This window comes from Haloactinomyces albus (assembly GCF_031458135.1).
Lineage (GTDB): Bacteria > Actinomycetota > Actinomycetes > Mycobacteriales > Pseudonocardiaceae > Haloactinomyces > Haloactinomyces albus.
The window spans coordinates 2264180-2281273 of the sequence record NZ_JAVDXW010000001.1 but is presented as its reverse complement, the minus strand read 5'-3'; the positions used below and the strand labels follow the sequence as shown (position 1 = coordinate 2281273).

Below are 17094 nucleotides of genomic sequence, written 5' to 3'. Positions count from 1 at the left end.
ATGGTGGGCACGGTGGTGGCCGAAGTGCCGTCAGTCGTCGGTACCGTCCAAGTAGATGGTGTAGTAGTGGGTCTCGGGGCTGGCAGGATCGATGTGCATCTCGCCGCGGGCACCTTTGTAGGCGCCGGTACCTCCGGTGATGGCGGCGTAGAACGGTGGTGGCGGGAACGATTCCTCCACGAACGTCTGGAAGGCGATGGTCCCGTCCGGCAGCATCATGCTGACGTTGCAGAGAATGTAGTACCGGCCGTCGTCCTCCATGCGAACCACCGTGCAGGCGCCACCGTCGAATCCGACCTCCTTCTCATCGAGGTAGAGGGCGTGCGTGAACATGCTTCGATCGCCGAGGTTGGCCTCCGAGCTGCCGTTTTTGAACACATCGCGCCTGACCGGCTTCGCGACGAGCTTGATCACCTTGCCGTTGTCCGACATACCGTTCCTCCTGACTGCAGTTCATGGCGAGAGACCCTCGCACGTGACCGGTGGCGAGGGTGCGGATCGTGGCCCGCTCGATCCGGGACGTTCGGACAGGCGGCACAAAACCACGGATTCGAGTGTGCTCGCTCCGTAGCGCTGCCGGTATCGCGTGTTTACGTGTGCGTCGGATTCGATGTGGTTTCCGGTGGTGCGGATTGTTCTGCCCGCCTCGGTGCGGGCGGTGCTCCGGCACTGAAGTAATCCTGTGAATACGCGATCGAATCCGGCATTACGAGCAAATAGCTTCGGGGGAAGCGCCGTTGGCGGGACATGTCGTCGGCACCGTTATTCACGAGTGAGAGGAAAGTATGGGAGCGCAGGAATACATCGACAAGATCGCACAGGGGCGGGGTTTCGTCCTCGACTTCCACAAGGTCATGGCCAAGCACGACTACGACGTGCTCGTGGCGACCGACGACCTGGTGCGCGGAACTGTGCTCGCCGACCGCGAGCTCGACAAGAACACCAAGGAACTGCTCTTCATTCTCTGCCTGGTGGCCGTTCGCGGTAGCCGCGACGACCTGGAGACGCACATTCGCATCGCCCTGGGCATGGGCATCACCTCGCAGGAGATCCTGGAGGCGCTGGAGATCCTGATTCCACTCGCCGGTGTAGCGCTGTTCAAGGAAGGCTTCGAGGTCTGGCGCGAGGTGACCGGGGCCGAGGGGCTGGAACCCTCCGCCGAGGACGTGGTGGAGGGCTGAGCCCGTCCCGTGGGGGATTGTTTCGCGATCCCCGCGCAGGCAGTCGGTGAGCCGGTCCTCGATGGTGACCCTTCCGAAGGACATTCCGCCCGGTGGCCCGCACGGTGCTCGTGCGGGCCACCGGCGTGCCCGGGTGGGCGGCCGAATCGCCGGGCCGGTGCCGGGTGCGGTCGTCAGGCACCTCGTTCGCTGGTCGCGTCGGGGGATCGTGCGTGCCGGTCGTGGCCGGCCAGGACCGCGACCAGCGAAGCCAGTCGCACGGCGTCGCGGACCAGTTTCTCCGCGGACTCACGGTTGCTGTGGTAGCTGCTCAGAAGGGTGCGAACACGTTGCAGGGTTCGGCGCGCTCCTTGCGGTTCCGACCCACAGCCGCCGCCCGCCCGGGTACGGACTGCGGTCGCCAGCACGGCGCCGACGACCGCGGCTGTGGTGACGAGTTCGCCGACGTCACCTTCACGGCGGTAACGGGCAAGGAGATCGACGTGGACCCGGTTCCACATCCGCATCGCCCGGCTTCCTGCATTGCGCGATGCTTGCAGTACGGGCAGGGTTCCGCTGTTGGCTGACACTATGGCTTCCCTTCGTCGGTTCCTCGGTGGCCGGGCGGCGGCTCGGTCGCTGTGCGTCGCCCTTGTCCTGCGTCCGGGGCATCACGTATTCGGGACACATGCTCCGGGGAAGGTGCAGGGGTCGTCTCTCCGGAGACGAAGGCCGAGCGCAGCAGAGCACTGAGGAGCTGGGCGTAGCGATCCCGCGACCATCCCCGGTCGATCGTCAATGCTTCGAACAGTCTCGCGGAAGCCAGTGACCACAGGAAGTCCGCCGTGTTCTGCACGGTCCACGGTGGAGCGAGAACATCCTCGTCGTCGAGCCGAAGCGCGAGCCGGTCGCAGGCGATTCGCTGGGGAGCGGCCACGGAGTCGGCGTCGTGTGCCGCGTCCGTGCCGAGAGAGCGCACCTGCTCCATCGCGCGGATCAGCGCGATCAGCCGGGAGTGGTAGTGGGCCATCCGACGCGTCCACTCGGCCAGGGCGGTGGTCGCGTCGGGCGCCTGCCAGACGGCGTGAACAGCCGGTGGTCCCCCCTCCGCCACACGCATCTGGTCGAACAGGGTCGTGATCAGTTCGGCGCGCGAGTGGAAATGGAGGTAGGTCGTCCGGCGGGTCACGTTCGCGCGTTCGGCGATCGCGCTCATCGTCGTCGCCTCGACCCCGACCTCGTCGAGCAGTGACTGTGTGGCGGCCAGAAGCGCGGCGCGGGTGCGGCGGCTGCGTGCGTTGCACGGACCGGGGGCGGGCCTCATGACGGACCTCCCTTGCATTGATCTTCACATGGTGTGTAGTCTTGTACTGCACACGGTGTGAAGTGTCAGATTCAAAGTGGATATTGTCAACCGCCCTCCGGGGTGGTTTCAGGATTTTTCGTTGCGCCGGGAATGCGTGTTCGAGAATCGGTTCGGCCATCCGGTGTTTGTTCCGGTGGCAGACTTTCACGTTGATGCAGGATTCGCCGTGGTGTACCCGCAAAGGCGGTATACGCCCTCCACGCGTTTTTGTCGGCGAACTGTTGAAAAAGGAGAAAATCATGAGTGACACGACTCAGGCGGTTTCCGTGAAATCGATTCGGTCTCCGCACGGCACACGCGCGGCCGCCGTGGTCACCGCTGTCATCGTCCCTGCGGTGATCTGGGCTCTCGCCGTTCCGGTGGGCGATCTGGAACTCGTGGTCCCGCAGTCCGGGAGTCCGATGGAGATCACCCTGGTTCCGGTACTTCTCTCCTCGGCCGTGGCCTCGCTGGCGGCTTGGGCGTTTCTCGTCCTGCTCGAGCGGTTCACCGGCAAGGCGAAGATGATATGGACAATCGCCGCAGTCGTGCTGCTCGCGGTCTCGTTCCTCCCGCTGGCCTCGCCGGAGGTCTCGGCGGCCACCCGTGCGGTCCTGGTGCTGATGCACCTGGCGGTGGCCGCGGTCCTGATTCTCGGCTTCCTGCGTGATGACCGGCTGCGCAGGTCCGGATGAACCGGTGGTGATTCGCGCCGCGGGCCGTGACCGCTCAGCCGGTCACGGCCCGCGATGCTCGCCTTGGAGCCTCGTCGTCGAGCCCACCGGTGGGTGACACCGGCGTTCCGGGGCAACCGTCCAGGTGCTACGGCCGCTCGCAAAGCGTTCCGTGAGTCGGCACCTTGCGGTATGGCGTTGGCCCACCCCCTGCCGGGGTGGGCCTTTCGTGGCGATACCCGGTGCCCTGCATGCAGAGCGAGTACGGGTTTCCGGCGAGCTCGTTGATCCGCCACTCCGCAACTCCGGGAAGACGCCTGGCAACTCCGGGAAGACGCCTGCCGAAGCAGCACACACAGGCCCCGACGGATCACCGAAAAGCTGCCGACCCACGTCTGCTGTCCTCGGGTGGTCGTCGTGTGCGCGGAGCTGTTCGCGATTGGAGTGTCAGGACGTGTCGGGGTGCTGTCCAGCATCGACACCACATCGCTCACACCGGCCCTGCCCCGGGTGCGAACCGAGGTGACATGGCCCCGTACCGGTGTTCTGCACGACGAAAACCCGGCCGTGCCGCCGGTGGTCGTCGGCGGCACGGCCGGGTGGTGAGTCCCGGTGCCGACCGATGTCGGCACCGGGACGTGTTGTTACTTCTCGATGCAGAACTCGTTGATCGGATAACCGACGTGGCGCTTCTCGGTGGGCAGGTAACCGAGCACCTTCGTGCCCGCCTCCAGCTCGGTCACGTTGAGCACCACCCCGCCCGGCCCGAGTACCCGCACGTGCCAGTCGTCCTGCACGATCAGATTGACCTCTCGACCGTCCGTGGACACCGCATTGATCGACAGAAGCGGGCGGGTCTCGAGTTTCATCCGTCCGACGACCACGGTGCGGGTCTGGCCCTTGGAGTCGACCGCCAGCACCTTGCTGCCGGAGTGCAGCTCGCTGAGGTAGTTGGTGCGCTCGTTGGCCGAGGTCGTGTACGAGTGCAGAGCCCCGGCGTTGACCCGGAACGGACGCGTGGGCATGTACGGCAACGGGTGCGTCTCGCTGGAGCACAGGATCATGCCCTGCGAGTGCGAACCGACCAGGATTCCTTCGTCGTCGTGGAAGTGGCTGCAGGTGTCGATACAGGCGCGCTCGCCCATGCCGATGTGCTCGATGCCGGTCACCTCCAGCTCGGCCAGGTCGAGATCGGCGGGCCGGGACTCGGCCGCAGCCTTGAGCTTGGTGGCGTCACCGATCTCTCGCGGTGCCATGAGGACCCCGTCGGAGCCGTGTTCCAGCACGCCGAAGACGATCTCGGCCTCCTCGACGTCGGCGACCTCGGTGACGATGCTGCCCGAGGCCGCGTCGGCGGCGGCCAGCACGATCTCCAGGGGGATCTTGGTCGGGTCCCGGAACCACAGCACGCTCCAGCGCTCCGTCCGTGCGGACTGGGAGGCGAGCTCGAGCGAATCGGAGTCGGTGATCTCGACGTAGCGCCCGAAGTCGACGTCCGGATACTTCGCGGCCAGGGAAGCGGGCTCGCCGTGCACGGACGGTCGCACGATGACCACGTCGGCCGCTTCGAGACCTTCCGGAAGGTTCTCATCGGACGGGAACAGCACCTTGGTCACGGTCGGGGGCAACCCCGTCAGGTCGTCGACCGAAGAGGTGAGTACACCATCGACCCGCTGGTGCAGGGCCTCCTCCAGGATCGCGTCCTTGGCGTCGGGGTTGTGGCGCACATCGAGCCAGCAGAGTTTCATGACGAGTGTTCTCCTTGTGTGTTTTCCTGCGTGGGCGGGCGGAGCGGACGGGTTCAGCCCACCGCGACGGTGAGCTTCCCGTTATGGGAGGAGACGCTGGAAGGCGTTGCGCTGTGGACCCGGTCGGCCACCAGTTTGGCCATGGATCCCGGGTCGTCGGCCTGGAAGATGTTGCGGCCCATGGCCACCCCGGCGATGCCCGAGCTCATCACCTCGTCGATGTAGGACAGCATGTGTCCGGTGGTCGCGGCCTTCGGTCCGCCGGCCACGACGATCGGGATGGGACAAGAGTCGACGATCTCGGCCATCTTGTCGGCCGATCCGACATGCATCGTCTTGACGATGTCCACGCCCAGGTCGGCGGCGAGACTCGCCGCGTGCGCGACCATGTCCGGATCGCGGGGGTCCACGACCCGGGGACCGCGCGGGTAGATCATGGCCAGCAGCGGTAGGTTCCACCGGTCGCACGCCTCGGCGACGGCAGCCATGTCCGCGATCTGCGTCCGCTCGTCGTCGGAGCCGAGGTTTACATGCACGCTGACCGCGTCGGCGCCGAGCCGCAATGACTCCTCGACTCCGGCTACCAGGTACTTGCTGTCGGGGTCGGAGGCGTGGGCGGTGCTCGCGCTGAGGTGGACGATGAGCGAGGTATGCGCGAACCACCCGTGATCCACGTGTCGTATCCGTCCTTTGTGTAATACCACGGCGTCGACGTCGTTATGGGCCATCTGACCGACGAGACGGTCGAGGCCGGTCCCCGTGGTGATCGGTCCGTCGGCCATCGAGTGATCGAGTGGAACGATCATGAGGTTGTCGTCGCTGCGCCGAAAAAGCCGGCGGACGCGCAGGTCGCGGGCGAATGAATTCCGTGTCACCGTATTCTTCCTCTCTCGTTGTGTGTCCGACCGATTCGCCGGAGTAGCTGTTCAAGCCACGGCCAGCGTGTTCGGTTCCGGTTCCTGGTCCAGGCCGAACTCGTCATGGAGCAGTTCGAGAGCCTGGACCACCCGGCTGAGCGGGATGATGACGGACGTTCGTAGCTGCGAGTTCGAAACCCAGCTCGGGTTGATTCCCGCCGCCGACAGCGCGGCGAGCATCCGGGCGGTTCCCTGCGGACGGCTGAGCAGTCCCAGGCCGACCAGCGAGACCTTGGCGACGTTGTCGTCGATCCGGACCACACCGCCCATCCGCGTTACCGCGCTCCGAAGCGACTCCTCGATGTCGGGGTACTCGCTGGAGCGCATCGTGAAGCCCATCCGGAACTCGTCCTCGTTGGGGCCGGACCGCGCGATGAGGTCCGCCGCGGTGCCGTGCTCGGCCAGTACGGACAGCAGATTGGTCGCGAAATCGACCCCGGGAGAGTTCCTGACGGCGGTGTTGTCCGCGTGGATGAGCACGCGCGCCACGTCGAGGTCGTGTGTCACGGCCGTGACCGCGTCATCGGATTCGAGCATTTCGGATTCGGTTCCCTTCAGAATCGTCGTTCCCGGATGGTCGGAGAATGAATCGCGAACACGCAGCGTGACGTTGTGCGCCCCGGCCAGTTCGACGGAGCGGGGGTGCAGGACGTTCGCGCCGGTGAACGCCATCTCGGCCATCACGCCCATCTCGATTTCGGGAAGGACCCGTGCCGTCGGCACGATCCGCGGGTCACAGGTGTGGACCCCGGCCACGTCGGTGTAGATCTCACAGCAGTGGGCCTGCAGTGCCGCGGCCAGCGCCACCGCGCTGGTGTCGGAGCCGCCTCTGCCCAGAGTCACGACGTCTCCACCGTCGTTGATGCCGTGGAAACCGGCGACCACCACGGTCTGGCCCTCCTTCAGAAGGCCGGATATACGGTCCGTATCGATCTGGCGGACGCTTCCTGCCCCGTGCGGACCGTTCGTGGTGATCGCGGCCTGCTCACCGGTCAGTGAGGTGGCGGGAATTCGCAAGGCGCCGAGCGCCATGGCCATCAGCGCCGCACTGGCGGCCTCGCCGGTGGCCAGGAGCTGATCGGTCTCGCGTCCGGCCGCACCGCCACCCGTTTCACGGGCCAGGCGCAGCAGTTCGTCGGTGGTCTTGCCGCGTGCGGACACGACAACGACGAGTGGTCCGCTCCTCCTGTGGCGTTCGGCGACGCCCTCGGCGATTCGCCGGACCTTATCCAGTGTCGCGAGTGAACTTCCGCCGTACTTCTGAACCACGATTTCCATGACTCGGTCACCACAGTGTCTCGGTCGCGTATATCGGAGTAGCCGGGGAACGCGGTTGTCGATAGGTCCACATTCGTTCGGGGTCCCGCCGTGTCCCCCCCGGTGTCGTCCGGATCGGCTGTGACGAGCATGCAACGTCACTCTTTCGAGAGGCATCACTGGTTCACGGGATCTTTCCGATTCGTCGGCGGTTCGGCGGCCGGACCTGCGCAGCACGCGCTCAGTGGATCGATTGGATCCACTATGGACGTCTGTGCGGTGTGACGAGGCTATGCGGAAGTCGGCCCGGTCCGCCGGGGCGACGCTCGAGCACGTGAGGTGGCGCGTGCATGAGTATCACGCGAAGACGTGATGCTGCGACGGCTCTCGGCGATTCACTCTTGAGTAGGAATACGAGAGGAACCGATTACGCCTCGGCAAGCGGAACCGGCTGCTTCGAGGTTTCAAAAATCGCGGCAGTGCGATGTTTCGATCGTGCGGTCGCCTCGGTGCTCGGCCTCGCGCAAACCGCCGCACCGCTTACGGGGAAACGAACGTGTCCGAAATATTCTCGGAAGGAAGGGCATGCTTCAACCAGAATTGCACGGTACGAATCATTTGGAACGGATCCTGGGTGACGACCCACCCGCATTCGCGCTGCTGCATCGGCCGGGCTCCTCGGGTGGCGACGTCGAGGTACTCACCGGGGAGACCACGACGGCCGAAGCGATCGCCGATCTGGAGCTCCCGCCGGCCTCGATGCCGGCACGTCCCGGGAGTACGGACCACGACCTGCTCGCGTTCCTGCCGTACCGGCAGGTGACCGAGCGCGGTTTCACCTGCCACGACGATGGTGAACCGATCGTCGCGCTGCGGGTCGATGACCACGGCACGGTTCCCGGGGAGGAGCTGATGGCACGCCTCCCCGACGAGGAACCCGAGCTGGTCGACGCGGGTTTCGACATCGATGACGACTCGTACGCCGAGGTGGTCCGCCGCGTGCTCGAGGAGGAGATCGGTCGCGGTTCGGGTTCGAATTTCGTGATCAAACGCTCCTTCACCGCGACGATCCCGGGCTATACGGCCTCGTCGGCTCTCGCGCTGTTCCGCAAGCTGCTGAACAGCGAGCTCGGCGCATACTGGACTTTCCTCGCACATCTCGGAACACGCACCTTCGTCGGTGCGAGTCCGGAACGGCACGTCAGTCTGTCCGACAGGACGCTGACGATGAACCCCATCAGCGGGACCTACCGCTACGGGACCGAGGGTCCCAGCGTATCCGGGGCCGTGCGCTTCCTCGCCGACAGCAAGGAATCCGACGAACTCAGCATGGTCGTGGACGAGGAACTGAAGATGATGGCCGGAATCTGCGAATCCGGCGGACGTGTGGCGGGGCCTTACCTGAAGGAGATGGCGCGCTTGGCGCACACCGAGTATCACCTGGACGGTACGAGCAGTCTCGATGTCCGGGAAATCCTGCGCCGTACCCTGTTCGCCCCCACCGTGACCGGAAGTCCACTCGAGAACGCCTTCCGTGTGATTGCACGGCATGAGCCCGGAGCACGCGGATACTACAGCGGTGTGGCCGCGCTGTTCGGACGGGACGACCGGGGCAGGCGCACACTGGATTCCTCGATCCTCATTCGTACTGCGGACATCACCCCGGATGGCGAACTCGACATCGGAGTGGGTGCGACCCTGGTCCGCGACTCCGAGCCGCACTCCGAAGTGGCCGAGACGTGGGCGAAGGCCGCCGGCGTGCTGGATGCGATCGGCGTGGCGGGGACCCCGGCCGGCTCCCCGACTCGTGCCGGTACGAACCCGGCCCTTCGCGTGCCGCTTGCCGATCACGTGGAAGTGCGCGCCGCTCTGCGGCGGCGCAACCGGACGTTGGCACCTTACTGGTTCGAGGAACCGTGGCGGCGTACCCGGACCCAGCCGAACCTGGTCGGTCTGCGTGCGGTTCTCGTCGATGCGGAGGACACCTTCACCGCGATGCTCGGCGATCAGCTCCGGTCGCTGGGCCTCGAGGTAACCATCCGCCCGTATCACGAGGGCCCGGTCGAGATCGGGGACTACGACCTCGCCGTGGTCGGCCCAGGACCGGGTGATCCGCGAGATGCAGGCGATACGAAGATAGCCACGCTGCGCAAGATCACTCGGGGGCTTCTGGCCGAAGAGGTGCCCATGCTTTCGGTGTGCCTGGGCCACCAGGTGCTCGCATCGTTGCTCGGGTTGGAACTCGTCCGACGGGAGCACCCGAACCAGGGCGTACAGCGCGAGATCGACTTGTTCGGCAAAATGGAGCGCGTCGGTTTTTACAACACCTTCGCCGCCCGGTCGGATCGGGACCTGTTCCACGTGCCCTCGATCGGACAGACGGTGCGTGCCACCCGCGAACCGGGGACAGGCGAGATCCACTCCCTGCGTGGACCGTGGTTCCGTTCGGTCCAGTTTCACCCGGAATCACTGCTCACTTATGACGGGCCTGCAGTGCTCAGCGAGATGATCGCAGCAACCTTCACCCGGCATGGCGCCAACGATGCACACCACACCTTATTGGGGAAGTCCGGATGAACAGCCCACTTACAGAACGGATCGAGACTGCCGGTCCGGCCACAGAGATCGATGTGTGGGAAAATTTGCCGGCGGAGCAGCAGCCCACCTGGCGCGGTCACCCCGGGTGGTCGGCCGCCACCACACGGCTTGCCGGCGAGCAACCACTGGTGACCCTGTCGGAAGCGGAGGCTCTGCGGGCCCGATTATCGCGGGTGGAGGCAGGGCGCGAACAACTGCTCCAAATCGGTGACTGTGCGGAGAACTTCGGCGAGTGCACCGCGCCGCACATGGCGGAGAAACTCGCCACACTGGATTCACTGTCCGATGCGCTGCGGCAGCGTACGGCCCTGGACGTGGTTCGGGTCGGCCGGTTCGGTGGTCAGTTCGCCAAGCCACGGTCGTCGGACACGGAGTGGCACGAGGGAGTGGAACTCCCGGTTTTCCGCGGCCACCTCGTCAACTCGGAGACGCCAACCGCCGCGGCACGCCACCATGACCCTCGACGGATGGTCTGGGCCTACGAAGCGAGTGCCAAGACCATGGAGTGGCTGCGGCAACATCGGCATCGCCGGGACTCGCTGGTTCCCGATGGCCCCTGGTCGAGTCACGAAGCACTCGTCATGGACTACGAGTCGAACCTCGTCAGGACCGACTCCGCGACAGGTGTCCGCTACCTCGGTTCGACCCACCTGCCGTGGATCGGTGAGCGCACCCGGCAACCGGATGCCGCCCAGGTACGGCTGCTGGCGGCGGTGGCCAACCCGATCGGCTGCAAGATCGGCCCCAGCGCCACTCCGGCGGACGTCGTCCGACTGTGCGAAGTGCTCGACCCGGACCGTCTCCCGGGCAGACTGACCATGATCTGCCGGATGGGCCGGGACGCCGTCGAGCAGACCCTGCCCCCCGTCGTCGATGCCGTGAACGAGAGCGGCCACCGCGTGGTGTGGCTGGTCGACCCGATGCACGGAAACACGACCAAGACAGCCGACGGTGTGAAGACCCGCTACCTCGACGACATCAGCACCGAGGCGCTCGCGGCCAAGGCCGTCCTGCGCACTCACGGCTCGCACCCCGCCGGTCTGCACCTGGAGGTAGCCGCCGATGAGGTCACCGAGTGCGTCGGCGGCCCCATCGAGGGTGAGCAGGATCTGTACCGCCACTACACCACGCTGTGCGATCCCCGGCTGAATCCCGAGCAAGCCCACCTGCTGCTGGAGCAGTGGGCGAGCTGCTGATCCGTTCGACCGATCTCTCCGCACGGCCGTGTGGGGTGCCGGCAGACAAGGAGGCGAGCAATGGAATCAGGCAGTCCACCGGGAAGACTGGCGCTGGTCACCGGTGCTGCACACGGAATCGGTGCGGCAGTCGCCCGTGAGCTCGCCGAGCGGGGCGTGGCTCTCGCACTCGTGGACCGGGACGGCGAGGCACTGGATGTCGCGGTCAAGCAGTTGCGGGACGAAGGTCACGATGTATGTGGCGAGCCGCTCGACGTGACGGACGGCTTTGCGGTCGAAGAGTTCGTGGAGCGGCTGGAACGCACGGTCGGTCCCGTCGACATCCTCGTCAATGTCGCCGGGGTGTTGCGTACGGGGCCCGTTGTGGAGATGTCCGACTCGGATTGGGAGACGTTGTTCGCCGTCAATACGACGGGCGTCTTCCACTGTTGCCGTTCGGTGGGGCGCCGAATGTCGGCTCGCGGTGACGGTGCGGTCGTTACCGTGGCCTCGAATGCCGCCGCCGTGCCCCGGATGAACATGGCGGCCTACGGGGCTTCCAAAGCCGCCTCCGTCTCGTTCACCAAGGCTCTCGGACTGGAGCTGGCAGCGACCGGGGTCCGCTGCAACGTGGTGGCCCCCGGTTCGACGGATACCGGCATGCTGCGGTCGATGTGGCACAGCGATGACGACCGAGTGGGAACGCTCGACGGCTCGCCCTGCGCTTACCGGGTCGGGATTCCGCTGCGCAAGCTCGGTCAGGGAAGCGATATCGCGCACGCAGTGGCGTTTCTGGTCTCGTCCGAGGCCTCGCACATCACCATGCAAGAACTCTGCGTCGACGGTGGGGCCGCGCTCGGAGCATGACGGCACGCGGTGATTCCGCCGTGCCGGAGACAAGGAGGCAGTAATGAGCATCCCGATGATCACACCCTATGGCATGCCGGTGACCGACGAGCTTCCGGAATGCAGGGTCGACTGGCGTGTGGATCCGCGACGCGCCGTGGTGCTGATCCACGACATGCAGAACTACTTCGTCGATTTCTTCGCACCGGGCACGTCCCCGAGGACCGACCTCGTGGACAACAGCGACGAGGTCCGCCGCACGGCGATCGATGTGGGAGTTCCCGTCGTGTACACGGCACAACCGGGTAACATGACGCGGGAACAACGTGGCCTGCTGCTCGACGTCTGGGGCCCGGGGATGGGTGACGAGCCGCAACAGCGCGCCATCGTGGGTGAGCTGACCCCACGCGCGGAGGACACGGTACTCACCAAGTGGCGCTACAGCGCGTTCGCCCGGTCCGACCTGGAGGGCATCATGCTGCGTGGCGGGCGCGATCAACTGGTCATCTGCGGTGTGTACGCTCATGTCGGTTGCCTGATGACGGCCTGCGACGCCTTCACGAAGGATATCCAACCGTTCGTCGTCGCCGATGCCATGGCGGATTTCTCCGCCGAGTACCACCGCATGGCGCTGGAGTACATGGCCGAACGCTGCGCCCGGCTGTTAACGACGGATGAGCTGGTGCGTGGACTCGAAAAGTCCGATCACGGACTCGGGGCCGCGGCGCGGTGATTCGGGGCTGCCGCCGATAGCACCGCGCGCTGTGCGGTCGGCCCCAGCAGTTCTCTCCCGTGCGGGTCCTGCCGATGGTGGGGCCCGCACTGTTGTCGTTTTCGTGTTCGCTTCGTGGGAGGAGCGGCCCTGCTTGTCGTCGGCGGCATATGGTGCGGACCGAGGCACGGGATCGCCGGACCGGAACGCGGCGATCGGTGGGCGGACGACGGGAGGTCGGCGTGAATCGCTTGGGGATGCGGCGTCGCGGGGTATGGCTTCTGGTGGCCATTGCGGTACTGGCGTTGAACATGCGTCCGCCGTTCACGGCCCCGGGCGCGTTGTTGCCCGACATCGCCGCCGACCTGGACATGTCGACGACACTGGCCGGTCTCCTGCCGACGCTGCCGGTGGTGTGTCTGGGGGTGTTCGCGCTCGCCGCCCCGCCGCTGCGGAGCCGCTGGGGTGATGAGGGTGTCATCGCGGTGTGCGTCCCGTTGCTGGTGGTGGGAAGCCTCCTCAGAGCGGGACCGAGTGTCGCGACGCTGTTCGGCGGCACGATCGTGGTCGGTGCTGCTGTCGGGATCGCGAATGTGGCGCTGCCTGCCCTGATCAAGCGGGAGTTCCCGAACCGGGTAACTCAGGTCACCTCCCTGTACACGGTGTTCCTGACGCTCGGCAGCAGTATCGCGGCAGCCACGGCGGTACCGATCATGCAGGCGGCGGGTGGAAACTGGCGAGTACCGCTGGTGGTCCTGGCGGGACTGGGGGTGGTGACCGGCCTGGTGTGGCTGCCTCAGTGGCGTTCGGCGCTGGGCCGTTCGGCACCGGGACGTTCCCGGAACGGCTCGGCGGTGCCGAGCTCGTCGGCGGGCAGTCTGGTGCGCAGTCCGCTGGCCTGGCAGGTCACGGCGTTCATGGGGCTGCAGTCCCTGCTGGCTTACGTGGTCTTCGGCTGGATGCCGACTCTCCTCCAGGACAGGGGACTGGGCGCGACGGCGGCAGGCCTGGCGTTGTCGCTGTCCACATTGGTGCAGGCGGTCGGTGCGATGTGCCTGCCGCTGCTGGTCGGGCGGCGGACGGATCAGCGGTTGCCCGCGATCGGCTTGCTCGCACTGACGGCGGTGGGACTGCTCGGGATCTTCGTGGCGCCGCTGTCGTGGACCTGGCTGGCGTCGGTGGTGCTCGGATTCGGGATGGGAGCGCTGTTCGGCCTGGCCCTGAGCGTGATCGGTCTACGCGCCGGGGACGCGGCGACCGCCTCGCGCCTGTCCGGCATGGCGCAGGCCGTCGGTTACCTGCTCGCGGCGCTGGGGCCGCTGCTGGTGGGGGTGCTGCACGACGTCAGCGGTGGCTGGATCGTGCCGCTGTGCCTGCTGCTGATGGTGTGCCTGTCCGGATCGGTTGCCGCCCTCGGTGCGGGACGGCCCCTGCACGTCGGCGAGGAGGCGCCGCAGGCCGAGCAGCCTGCGGCGCAGTAGGCCGGGTCGGCCCCACCTCGTCACGTGCTGATGCGGCGCTTGCGCGTGCGGGTGATGATCATGGCCACCGCCGCCGCGACCATGATCGCGTACAGTCCCAGCGTGTAGGGGCTGCTGAACAGGATGCCCACATCGCCCTGTCCCATGGCCATCGCGCGCCGCAGTGAGGTTTCGGCCAGCGGACCCAGAATGACGCCGATCAGCACCGGGGCGATCGGGAATCCGTAGCGGCGCAGCAGGAATCCGAGCGCACCGACGAGGTACAGCAGCACCACATCGGACAGCGCCGACCTCGCCGTGTAGACGCCCAGCGTCGCGAACACGACGATGCCCGCGTACAGGTAGTTCCGCGGAATCCGCAGCAGCTTCGCCCATACCGGTGCGAATGGCAGGTTCAGCACCAGCAGGATCACGCTGCCGATGAACAGGCTGGCCAGCAGTGCCCAGACGAGATCGGCTTCCTGGGTGAACAGCAGCGGGCCCGGCCGTATCCCGTACTGCTGGAAGGCACCGAGCATGATCGCGGCTGTGGCCGAGGTGGGCAGGCCGAGGCTGAGCAGCGGAACCAGGGAGGTTGCCGTCGTCGCGTTGTTGGCGGCCTCCGGGCCGGCCACTCCCTCGATGGCTCCCCGGCCGAACTCGCTGCTTCCGCGACGAGCGGCCAGCGACTTCTCCATGCCGTAGGACAGGAACGTCGGGATCTCGGCACCGCCTGCGGGGATCACTCCGAACGGAACTCCCACCGCCGTACCACGGAGCCAGGGCAGCCAGGACCGTCCCAGGTCGCGGCGATTCAGCCAGGGCGTTCCGGAGGTGATCGTCTCGGTGGCCGGGTTGCTCCGCGACCGGGCGGCCATGTGCAGTACTTCGCCGATCGCGAGCAGCCCGACGGTGACCACGACGATGCTGATACCGCCGAACAACTGGGTGGTGCCGAACGCGAAGCGCACCGTCCCGGTCTGTTCGTCGATGCCCACCAGGGCCAGTGCCAGACCGATGCCCAGCGCACTCACCCCGCGCAGCACATCACCGGAGACCACCCCGGACGTGGCCAGGAACGCCAGCACCGTGAGCGCGAAGTACTCCGCCGGACCGAACCCGACCGCCAGTTGCACCATGACGGGGGAGAAGAACACCACCAGTGTCACCGCGACGACGCTGGCCAGGAAGGAGCCGATCACCGCCGTTGCCAGTGCCTGTGGTGCCCGGCGGTTCCTGGCCATCGGGTAGCCCTCGAACGCGGTGGCCATCGACGAGCTCTGACCGGGGGTGTTGAGCAGGATCGCGGTGGTGGCCGCACCGAACTGGCCGCCGAAGTAGACCCCGGCGAACATGATGAAGGCACCGGTGGGGTCCAGCTGGAAGGTGACCGGCACGAGCAGTGCGATGGCCATGGCGGTGCCCAGCCCGGGCAGCACGCCGACGACGGTGCCGAGCACCACCCCGACCAGGCTCCAGAGCAGGTTCATGGGGGTCAGCGCTTCGCTGAAGCCCCCGATGAGCAGGGACAGAGTATCCACTCACAACACCCCAACCAGGATTCCGGGCGGCAGTACCAGGCCGAGCCCCGCGGAGAAGGCGACCTGTACGGCCGAGGAGACGACAACGGAGATCCCCAGATCGCGCAGCACGCGCCTGCCACCGAGGGCGTAGGACACTCCCCAGAACAGCAGCGCTCCCGCGATGATCCATCCGGCTGTTTTCAACAGCAGTACGTGCGCGGCCAGGGTCGCCAGGGTGATTCCCAGCGGCTTCCAGTCGCTTCCCTCGGGAGCGGACCCGGACTCGTGCTCGGCGGTTTCCCGCCCGGGCCGGGTGCGGAGGAACACCTGCACGCCGAGCAGCACGCCCAGTGCCAGCAGCAGCGTGCCGACCACGGCGGGGAAGAACCGCGGCCCGAGGTAACTGACGGACGAGGACACATCCATGCGGACGGTCGCCACCAGCAGGAACACACCGATGCCCGCCACGAGCGCGGCTACGAGCAACTCGCTGCGTCCCGCCCGCAGGAACCGGGCCCCGTTATCGGTGGGTTTGTCCGTCCTCGGTCCGGATTCGTGCAGCGAGGTGGTCATGACAGCCCCAGCTCCTTACTGATCCGCGCGATGCGTTCGGTTTCGGTGTCGATGAACCGCCTGAATTCGGCACCGGTTCGGAAGGTGTCCTTCCAGCCGTTGCGGCGTAGTGCGCTCTGCCACTGCGGGGTGGCGTGGACCTGCCGGGCGATCTTCTCCAGTTCGGCGCGCTGCGCGGTGCTGATGCCGGGTGGCGCGATCAGGCCGCGCCAGTTGGCCAGCGCTACGTCGACTCCCTGCTCCCGGAAGGTGGGCACGTTCACGCCCTCCAGCGGTTCGGGGGAGGACAGGCCCAGCGCGCGCAGCTCACCGGATTTGATCTGACCCGCGAACTCCGCATAACTGGAGACTCCGACGTCGAGATCGCCGCTGAGCAGACCGGCGACCACTTCACCGCCGCCGGGATAGGCGATGTAGTTGAGCTTGCCGGTGTCGACTCCGGCCGCTTCCATGAGCATCCCGGTGAGCAGGTGGTCGGTGCCCCCTGCCGAGCCACCGCCGACGATGACCGATGCGGGGTCGGCACGCCATGCCGCGAAGAGGTCCCGCACCGTCCGGTACGGCGAGTCGGCGGGAACGACCACGGCGCTGTAGTCGTCGGCCAGCCGCGCGATGGGAGTGACATCGCGGAGTGTGACCTGCGATTCGGTGGTCTCGATCGAGCCCATCATGACGGCACCGGTGGCCATCAGCGTGTTGCCGCGGCCGGCTTGACCGGACAGGCGGGACAGACCGATCGTGCCGCCTGCGCCGGGGATGTTGAGTACTTCGGTGGTGTCGGACAGGTTGTGCTCGCCGACCGCGGTCTGAAACTCCCGGATCAGGGTGTCCCAACCGCCACCGGGGGAGGCCGGTGCGATGAGGTGCAGCTTGTCCCGCGGCCCGGTGCCGCTCTCGGCCGTCGCACGGGCGTCGGCGACCGCCGCGCCCACGAGGACCACACCGAGGAGCGCGGCCAGGATGGTGCTCAGTCGTCCTCTCATGAACCTTCCCTGCGTGTCGATCGTCGACAGCCCGCCGTGAGCTGTGCGCCACAGGATGTGGGTCACACCCGATCGGGGGGAACGTGGTGTTCATAAGTTGCAGTAATGGTCGTTGTGGTCACG

16 protein-coding genes are annotated in these 17094 nt (G+C 66.6%); 7 read left to right on the top strand and 9 right to left on the bottom strand.

Features of this window, described 5'->3' with window-relative positions:
- Positions 1 to 30 precede the first annotated feature (30 nt).
- Positions 31 to 432, bottom strand: coding sequence for an allene oxide cyclase barrel-like domain-containing protein (locus JOF55_RS10740; RefSeq protein ID WP_310273078.1), 402 nt, complete (start codon positions 430 to 432; stop codon positions 31 to 33).
- Between the two features lie 353 nt (positions 433 to 785).
- Here JOF55_RS10740 and JOF55_RS10735 point away from each other — a divergent pair, with 353 nt between their 5' ends.
- The gene (locus tag JOF55_RS10735) at positions 786 to 1181 is read left to right on the top strand and encodes a carboxymuconolactone decarboxylase family protein (RefSeq protein ID WP_310273076.1); all 396 of its coding nucleotides are present in this window, start codon (positions 786 to 788) and stop codon (positions 1179 to 1181) included.
- Between the two features lie 173 nt (positions 1182 to 1354).
- On the opposite strand, the gene JOF55_RS10730 is transcribed toward JOF55_RS10735, so the two are convergent.
- The gene (locus JOF55_RS10730) at positions 1355 to 1750 is read right to left on the bottom strand and encodes a hypothetical protein (protein WP_310273073.1); all 396 of its coding nucleotides are present in this window, start codon (positions 1748 to 1750) and stop codon (positions 1355 to 1357) included.
- Positions 1750 to 2484: a TetR/AcrR family transcriptional regulator gene (locus tag JOF55_RS10725; protein ID WP_310273071.1), complete on the bottom strand. Its 735-nt coding sequence runs from the start codon at positions 2482 to 2484 to the stop codon at positions 1750 to 1752. Before JOF55_RS10725 ends, JOF55_RS10730 begins: the two co-directional genes overlap by 1 nt.
- 281 nt (positions 2485 to 2765) lie before the next feature.
- Here JOF55_RS10725 and JOF55_RS10720 point away from each other — a divergent pair, with 281 nt between their 5' ends.
- Positions 2766 to 3200: a DUF6069 family protein gene (locus tag JOF55_RS10720; RefSeq protein WP_310273069.1), complete on the top strand. Its 435-nt coding sequence runs from the start codon at positions 2766 to 2768 to the stop codon at positions 3198 to 3200.
- Between the two features lie 623 nt (positions 3201 to 3823).
- Here the strand turns inward: JOF55_RS10720 and JOF55_RS10715 are convergent.
- Genes JOF55_RS10715 through JOF55_RS10705 form a run of 3 tightly spaced genes read right to left on the bottom strand, consistent with a single transcriptional unit; the run spans position 3824 to position 7122 of the window.
- Positions 3824 to 4927, bottom strand: a complete 1104-nt coding sequence (locus JOF55_RS10715) for a 3-dehydroquinate synthase II family protein (protein WP_310273068.1) — start codon at positions 4925 to 4927, stop codon at positions 3824 to 3826.
- A gap of 53 nt (positions 4928 to 4980) precedes the next feature.
- A complete protein-coding gene (locus JOF55_RS10710; RefSeq protein WP_310273067.1) occupies positions 4981 to 5802 on the bottom strand; it encodes a 2-amino-3,7-dideoxy-D-threo-hept-6-ulosonate synthase in 822 nt (273 codons plus the stop codon).
- Positions 5803 to 5853: 51 nt separating this feature from the next.
- Positions 5854 to 7122 carry an aspartate kinase gene (locus tag JOF55_RS10705; RefSeq protein WP_310273066.1) on the bottom strand — a complete coding sequence of 423 codons (1269 nt, stop codon included), beginning with the start codon at positions 7120 to 7122 and terminating at the stop codon, positions 5854 to 5856.
- A 564-nt stretch (positions 7123 to 7686) separates the two neighbouring features.
- Between JOF55_RS10705 and JOF55_RS10700 the strand changes: the two genes are divergently transcribed.
- The 5 genes from JOF55_RS10700 (at position 7687) to JOF55_RS10680 (ending at position 13913) form a co-directional block, all read left to right on the top strand.
- Complete coding sequence (locus JOF55_RS10700) at positions 7687 to 9678, top strand: anthranilate synthase family protein (protein ID WP_310273064.1); 1992 nt, start codon at positions 7687 to 7689, stop codon at positions 9676 to 9678.
- On the top strand, positions 9675 to 10895 hold the full coding sequence (locus JOF55_RS10695) for a 3-deoxy-7-phosphoheptulonate synthase (RefSeq protein ID WP_310273063.1): 1221 nt from the start codon (positions 9675 to 9677) through the stop codon (positions 10893 to 10895). The genes JOF55_RS10700 and JOF55_RS10695 overlap by 4 nt, the downstream gene beginning before the upstream one ends.
- Positions 10896 to 10955: 60 nt before the next feature.
- Entirely contained in the window at positions 10956 to 11741 is a 786-nt protein-coding gene (locus tag JOF55_RS10690; RefSeq protein WP_310273061.1) for a 2,3-dihydro-2,3-dihydroxybenzoate dehydrogenase, read from the top strand.
- Positions 11742 to 11784: 43 nt separating this feature from the next.
- Positions 11785 to 12453, top strand: coding sequence for an isochorismatase family protein (locus JOF55_RS10685; protein ID WP_310273059.1), 669 nt, complete (start codon positions 11785 to 11787; stop codon positions 12451 to 12453).
- A 221-nt stretch (positions 12454 to 12674) separates the two neighbouring features.
- Positions 12675 to 13913: a CynX/NimT family MFS transporter gene (locus JOF55_RS10680; RefSeq protein WP_310273058.1), complete on the top strand. Its 1239-nt coding sequence runs from the start codon at positions 12675 to 12677 to the stop codon at positions 13911 to 13913.
- Between the two features lie 20 nt (positions 13914 to 13933).
- Here the strand turns inward: JOF55_RS10680 and JOF55_RS10675 are convergent, their stop codons facing one another.
- From JOF55_RS10675 to JOF55_RS10665, 3 genes are read right to left on the bottom strand one after another with little or no spacing between them, the layout of a single operon-like run.
- Positions 13934 to 15433: a tripartite tricarboxylate transporter permease gene (locus tag JOF55_RS10675; protein WP_310273057.1), complete on the bottom strand. Its 1500-nt coding sequence runs from the start codon at positions 15431 to 15433 to the stop codon at positions 13934 to 13936.
- Positions 15434 to 15988: a tripartite tricarboxylate transporter TctB family protein gene (locus JOF55_RS10670; protein WP_310273056.1), complete on the bottom strand. Its 555-nt coding sequence runs from the start codon at positions 15986 to 15988 to the stop codon at positions 15434 to 15436.
- The gene (locus tag JOF55_RS10665; protein WP_310273054.1) at positions 15985 to 16971 is read right to left on the bottom strand and encodes a Bug family tripartite tricarboxylate transporter substrate binding protein; all 987 of its coding nucleotides are present in this window, start codon (positions 16969 to 16971) and stop codon (positions 15985 to 15987) included. Before JOF55_RS10665 ends, JOF55_RS10670 begins: the two co-directional genes overlap by 4 nt.
- Positions 16972 to 17094 lie beyond the last annotated feature (123 nt).